The sequence below is a fragment of the Peptoniphilus timonensis JC401 genome, assembly GCF_000312025.1.
Lineage (GTDB): Bacteria > Bacillota > Clostridia > Tissierellales > Peptoniphilaceae > Peptoniphilus_A > Peptoniphilus_A timonensis.
This window is the reverse complement of record NZ_HE978597.1, coordinates 50,541-55,623: the sequence shown is the minus strand read 5'-3', so window position 1 is coordinate 55,623 and position 5,083 is coordinate 50,541. Positions and strand designations below refer to the sequence as shown.

Here is a 5,083-nt window from a genome sequence, read left to right as displayed (position 1 = left end):
CTTATACTACAACAGAAGATGGAGAACATGAAATTCAAGCTGAATATGATTTGATTAATTTTAGAAGAAATACATTCGTTGACGGAGAACTTGCTAATGCCATTGATTTTAGAAAAGATAATGCAGAGGTTGAGGCTTTAGAATTAATTATACAAGATTTGATGTTTGCTGATTTCAGTTACTTTACAGAAATTGATGAAGAAGATTTAAATACAATTAAAGAATTAGAAAGAATTTGTATTAATTGATTATTTAAGGAGTAAAAAATGAGTAAATATTTAGAACTTTTTGAGATTGTAAAAGATGATGATTATTCTGATGATATTTTTAATTCTTGTATAATGACAGAGGGCGAATTATATGAGTTTGCAGAAGTTGAAGATTATGATAGCGTTGATTTAGAAGATGTTTGTAATATTTTGTGGGATAAGGGATATAAAGTATATAATTTGAGAAAATCCTATCCAGAAGCTTTTACGTTATAAAAAAAGGGGGTTTCAATTTGGATAAATTTTTATTAATGGATTATTTGGAATTAAATGATTATTTGATGGATTTTGAAGAATATAGGGAAATGAATTTTGAGGATAAGTCCACTGTTTGTATATTGGTATATAATGATTATAGTCAGTTTGCATTGTTAAAAGATATATATCTTATTTCAGATTATGTTATTGATGAAAGAGAGGGTATAGAATATATAATAAATTCTTTGAATTAATTTTAAAAAAATGTGAAAAGTTTTAAGATTTAAGGTATATTATAAATGTAGTAACAAATATTTTTTATCTTTTTATTTGCTACTATGAGTTTCTTTTAATGTTCTAGAAATCCTCTTATAGTTTATTGCTATAGGGGGATTTCTTCTTTATTAGTAAAATTTGAAAGGGAAATTAATTTTTACTTCAAATAGATAAAATGTATGTTTTAAGCTTGTAACAAAAAAATAAAAACTCAATATAATTATTTATTCTTTTAAGTTATTTATTATCTACAAGAGAGAGAAACAAATAACAAAACAAAAAGGAGATTTTATTATGAGTATTAAAGTAAATGAAAGATTAATTGAAGCTGTTGAATTGATTGAATATGAAGATTTAAGAAGATTAGTTAACAATCTTTGCTGGGAAGACATGGAGGCCGTTCTTCTTGCAAATGGAGCAATTAATTATCGTATTGAAGATGAAATTGTTGCCAATTTACCTTTAAAGGAGTCTTATTGGATAGATACTCTAATGGATTGGGGCATTTATGATGAAAATTTGAATTCTGTTAAGGAAAATATAGATGAAGATATTGTTAAAGATTTTATTGAAAATTGTTTTAAGGTTTCTTTTTTAGAATCCTAAGGAGGCTATATGAGTAATATTTATGAAGCAACTAATTATTCTGATGATGATTTTGAAAAGGATTATAAGGAGTATAAGAAAACTATGGGAAAAATGTTTGATGAGTACAAGAAGTATGTTAATGAACATTCAAAAGAGGAAATTAGAAAAGAAACTATTATGTGGTTAGAAAATACCAGGGCTTCTGGTGCTTTTGAAAATCAGGCTGAAAATAATATGAATTTCAATGATTTAAGTGATGATGAAATAGACTGGTATTTTGAAGAGTGGGTTTTTCCTGAAAAGTTTAATAGTGATAATTTTTAGTGAGGGAGTAAATGAGGGTTAAATAAGGGTTTAACTCTCATTTTTTGGTTTTAGCTAAAAAGGCTTTTATTCTGGATATTTTTCATATTATATTACATTCTTAATATTTACAATATAATTTGATCTTCTATTAAGTTATTTATTATTAAAGAAAATAATATAATGGGGGTGTAATTTTGAAAGAAATTTTTAAATGTAATGTTCGAGGTCATTTTGTTGATTCTAAACAAGATATTTTGAGAAATATTTTTATTGATAATTCTATTGGAGAAAAAAGGGTTAAAGATAATGGTTTTACTTTTGTCGAAAAATTCCCATATATTTATAAAAAAGTTATTAAGAATATTGCTTATTTTAGACCAGAGCCGAATAATCCAAAAGATCCTAATGCAATAGCTGTTTTTGTTTTGGGTGAAGGTCATATTGGTTACATTCCTAAAGAAGATACTTTTAAATTAAGAGAGGTTATGGATTTTAAAAAGAGATATAAAACTAAGCTTATCTTATATCAAGGTGTTAAAAGAAATGGTTTTAAATACAATTTTTCAGAAGTTTATGCTGATTTCATTATTTATCAATAGTTAATATAGATTAAATTTTTTTGATATTTTATTGGCAAAGAATAAACAGAAAAGGAATAGTATCAATAAATATGCAATGTTACTTTAGGTTGATGTAATATGTAAACCTGAAACAAAAACTACAATATATCAATTTCAAATTTTAAGATACTTATTATCTGTAAGAAAGAGAAATAATAAAATAAACAATAATTAAAAAGGAGAAATGATTATGTATAAGGAAATGTATGAAGAATATCAAAAATATTTAAATGAACACACACAAGAAGAAATTAGAAAAGAAACTATTATGTGGTTAGAAAATAAAAGGAATTCTGGTGGATTTGAAAATAAACCTGAAAATAATATGAACTTTAACGAATTAACTGACGATGAAATTGATAAGTATTTTAAGGAATTAGTATTTCCTGATAATTACAATAGAACTTTATTGTTCTTGTTTAATTCATATATGAGATAATTTAATGATTGTTTAATAAGAGAAGAATAACATCTTCTCTTATTTTTTTCTTTTCTATATATTATTTTCTTATTTTAAGTTATTTATTATCTACAAGAGAGAGAACAATAAGGATAATAAAAAGGAGAAATGAATTATGATAACTAATAGGGTAAATTGCTGTTACGAATGTAGTAGAAGAATGTTAGGTTGTCATTCTAAATGCTCTGATTATGCTGAATTTAGAAAAGAAATAAATAGAATAAATGAAAAAAAAGAAATGTTTAGAAAAGCTGAATCTTTAAGATTTAAGATTTCTTATGTTAAAGATGTTGTGATTTGATTAAGGAGTTAGTTTTATGTTTGAATATAATATTGGATTGATTTTAAATGATTTAGTCGACCAAGCCGTTGAAATTTTTGGTTACGATGTTGAACCTACTGAAGAAGAGGTTTGGGAAATTGCAAGAACGTTTGAAGAGGCTCCTTCTTTTACTAATATTTTTTTAGAAATGTTTTTTGAAAAATTAGCTGAAGAATTTTGGAAGCTTGATAAATCTTTAGAATTTGACTGGTCTATAAATGGAAATGCTTCCTATATCAATTATAGGTTTAATACTTCTGATGATTTTAATGCTTTAACAGATATAGATTTATATGATTTTTTAAATCGTATAAAGAATAATGCTATAATTTAATGATGTTAAAAAAATTCTCACTATTTGATGGGAATTTTTTTGTATATAAAGTAATTTTTGAAAATTAAAAATTTTTCATCTTATTAAGGTATATTAAATTCAAGAGTAGAAAAGAAAAAAATTTGATAAAATTAATCAGTCCAATTAGTTAGTCAGTTTTAGAAAACCGTTATAAAAATCTTTTTAGTTTCGTTTAAGATATTAAAATACAAGCCTTAGTTTCGTATATAAAAGTAAAATAATTTCTTTTCTACTTTTTAATATAAAGTCTTTGTATTTCTTACAAAGGCTTTTTTTCATTTCAATATATTTTTATATAACTTTAAGGTATTTATTATCTACAAGGACAGAGAAAAGATTTCCTTTTTGTTGTTCGATAATATATATAATTAATTTCTCAATAATTTTCTTTGTCCTATATCCTATGTGAAAAACATAGGATATTTTTTTGTCTTTAATAGGCAAGATATTAGATCACATTTGGGTTTAAGTTTAATATAATTTCATCTTATTTTAAGTTATTTATTATTTACAAGAGAGAGAACAATAAGGATAAAAGGAGATTAAATATGACAACTATTCAAAGTATAAAAGAAACTAATAAGGCTATTGTAATTAATGCTAAAAATACAAATTTCATTTTTTCAATTGATGTTTTAGATTATAGGTTTACTGTAATTGAAAAATTAAATAAGCTTATTGGGTTGGTTTTAAAAAATAAGACTAAAGCAAATACTGAAAAAATTAAAAAATTAGTTTGTGAAATTTATTCTGATTTCGTTATTTGTAATGTTATAGAAAAAGGCGACCTTGATTATTCACTTGAAGTTGCTCTTAAAACTTATAGTAGCAAGCCAACTGATAAAGAGGATTTGATTTGCTCTTTACTTTCAGTTTGTCAAAGCATAAATACAACTGTTGGTGTGAATAAAGAAGAACCTAAGATTTTTTCAAGGTATGATTACACTACAAGAGCAATTGACATTCTTATGAGAATTTGTCAAGTTTATAATCTGGATTTTAAAGAAGTTATATTAGGTGATTAAGGATAGATTAAAATTCTATCCTTTTTTTTGAATTGGCAAAAAATTAAATAAATTTTCCATAGTTTTTCTATATATCTTTTAGTCCTTTTAAGTTACTTATTATTTACAAGAGAGAGAATAAAAAGGATAAAAGGAGAATTAATTATGAGAGTTTATGAAGTTGAAGCAGATGTTAAACATAATTTAGAAATAGAAATTAGAGAGTACATGGAAAATAATTTTCCTAATTATGGCGAATTTTGTATTTTAGAAAAAGAAGCTGGTTTAACTGATGATTTGCTTTTTGCAACTGATAGAGAGATAGATTTAGATTTTTATGATTATGAACCTACTGATTATATAATGATGATTGAACGCACTCATTTTCAAGGACACTATCAAAGATTTGAAATTTTCTTTTTTAATAAAGATGAAATTGAAATGGTTGAAAAACTTCAAGCTTCATTTAACGCTGATGAAATAAAATACATGGAGATTGAAGAAGAAGAGTATGAGGATATAAACGAGGGAATTTTTAATCAAAGAGATTTTATATAGTTTTATAATTCTTGCAGGCAAATCCTGCAAGAATTTTTTTAATTGGCATAGAAAAAAAATAAAGGTTAATGGCCCTTGCCTGTGGGTTACAAATTACAAAGTGTTTTTCTAGTGTAATCATTTCTTC

At 24.5% G+C, this 5,083-nt stretch carries 10 protein-coding genes and 1 pseudogene; all 11 read left to right on the top strand.

Going from position 1 to position 5,083, the window contains the following annotated elements; genetic code table 11:
- A pseudogene (locus HGPT_RS07735) lies at positions 1 to 248 on the top strand (hypothetical protein); the annotation flags it as partial.
- An 18-nt stretch (positions 249 to 266) separates the two neighbouring features.
- The gene (locus HGPT_RS07730; RefSeq protein ID WP_019139269.1) at positions 267 to 485 is read left to right on the top strand and encodes a hypothetical protein; all 219 of its coding nucleotides are present in this window, start codon (positions 267 to 269) and stop codon (positions 483 to 485) included.
- Between the two features lie 17 nt (positions 486 to 502).
- Positions 503 to 721 carry a hypothetical protein gene (locus tag HGPT_RS07725; RefSeq protein WP_019139268.1) on the top strand — a complete coding sequence of 73 codons (219 nt, stop codon included), beginning with the start codon at positions 503 to 505 and terminating at the stop codon, positions 719 to 721.
- Positions 722 to 1,037: 316 nt separating this feature from the next.
- Positions 1,038 to 1,349, top strand: a complete 312-nt coding sequence (locus HGPT_RS07720) for a hypothetical protein (protein ID WP_019139267.1) — start codon at positions 1,038 to 1,040, stop codon at positions 1,347 to 1,349.
- A 9-nt stretch (positions 1,350 to 1,358) separates the two neighbouring features.
- Positions 1,359 to 1,655 carry a hypothetical protein gene (locus HGPT_RS07715; RefSeq protein ID WP_019139266.1) on the top strand — a complete coding sequence of 99 codons (297 nt, stop codon included), beginning with the start codon at positions 1,359 to 1,361 and terminating at the stop codon, positions 1,653 to 1,655.
- A 176-nt stretch (positions 1,656 to 1,831) separates the two neighbouring features.
- Positions 1,832 to 2,236: an HIRAN domain-containing protein gene (locus tag HGPT_RS07710; RefSeq protein WP_019139265.1), complete on the top strand. Its 405-nt coding sequence runs from the start codon at positions 1,832 to 1,834 to the stop codon at positions 2,234 to 2,236.
- A gap of 211 nt (positions 2,237 to 2,447) precedes the next feature.
- Entirely contained in the window at positions 2,448 to 2,696 is a 249-nt protein-coding gene (locus tag HGPT_RS07705; RefSeq protein ID WP_019139264.1) for a hypothetical protein, read from the top strand.
- Between the two features lie 136 nt (positions 2,697 to 2,832).
- The gene (locus HGPT_RS07700) at positions 2,833 to 3,018 is read left to right on the top strand and encodes a hypothetical protein (protein WP_019139263.1); all 186 of its coding nucleotides are present in this window, start codon (positions 2,833 to 2,835) and stop codon (positions 3,016 to 3,018) included.
- Positions 3,019 to 3,034: 16 nt separating this feature from the next.
- On the top strand, positions 3,035 to 3,373 hold the full coding sequence (locus HGPT_RS07695; protein ID WP_019139262.1) for a hypothetical protein: 339 nt from the start codon (positions 3,035 to 3,037) through the stop codon (positions 3,371 to 3,373).
- 569 nt (positions 3,374 to 3,942) lie between these two features.
- Positions 3,943 to 4,419 carry a hypothetical protein gene (locus HGPT_RS07690; protein ID WP_019139261.1) on the top strand — a complete coding sequence of 159 codons (477 nt, stop codon included), beginning with the start codon at positions 3,943 to 3,945 and terminating at the stop codon, positions 4,417 to 4,419.
- A 144-nt stretch (positions 4,420 to 4,563) separates the two neighbouring features.
- A complete protein-coding gene (locus HGPT_RS07685) occupies positions 4,564 to 4,956 on the top strand; it encodes a hypothetical protein (protein ID WP_019139260.1) in 393 nt (130 codons plus the stop codon).
- Positions 4,957 to 5,083: the final 127 nt, after the last annotated feature.

Excerpts from the sequence above, each read along its gene's own strand:
- HGPT_RS07730 (WP_019139269.1), top strand. The coding sequence starts at position 267 with ATGAGTAAATATTTAGAACTTTTTGAGATTGTAAAAGATGATGATTAT.
- HGPT_RS07720 (WP_019139267.1), top strand. The coding sequence starts at position 1,038 with ATGAGTATTAAAGTAAATGAAAGATTAATTGAAGCTGTTGAATTGATT.
- HGPT_RS07715 (WP_019139266.1), top strand. The coding sequence starts at position 1,359 with ATGAGTAATATTTATGAAGCAACTAATTATTCTGATGATGATTTTGAA.
- HGPT_RS07705 (WP_019139264.1), top strand. The coding sequence starts at position 2,448 with ATGTATAAGGAAATGTATGAAGAATATCAAAAATATTTAAATGAACAC.
- HGPT_RS07700 (WP_019139263.1), top strand. The coding sequence starts at position 2,833 with ATGATAACTAATAGGGTAAATTGCTGTTACGAATGTAGTAGAAGAATG.
- HGPT_RS07695 (WP_019139262.1), top strand. The coding sequence starts at position 3,035 with ATGTTTGAATATAATATTGGATTGATTTTAAATGATTTAGTCGACCAA.
- HGPT_RS07690 (WP_019139261.1), top strand. The coding sequence starts at position 3,943 with ATGACAACTATTCAAAGTATAAAAGAAACTAATAAGGCTATTGTAATT.
- HGPT_RS07685 (WP_019139260.1), top strand. The coding sequence starts at position 4,564 with ATGAGAGTTTATGAAGTTGAAGCAGATGTTAAACATAATTTAGAAATA.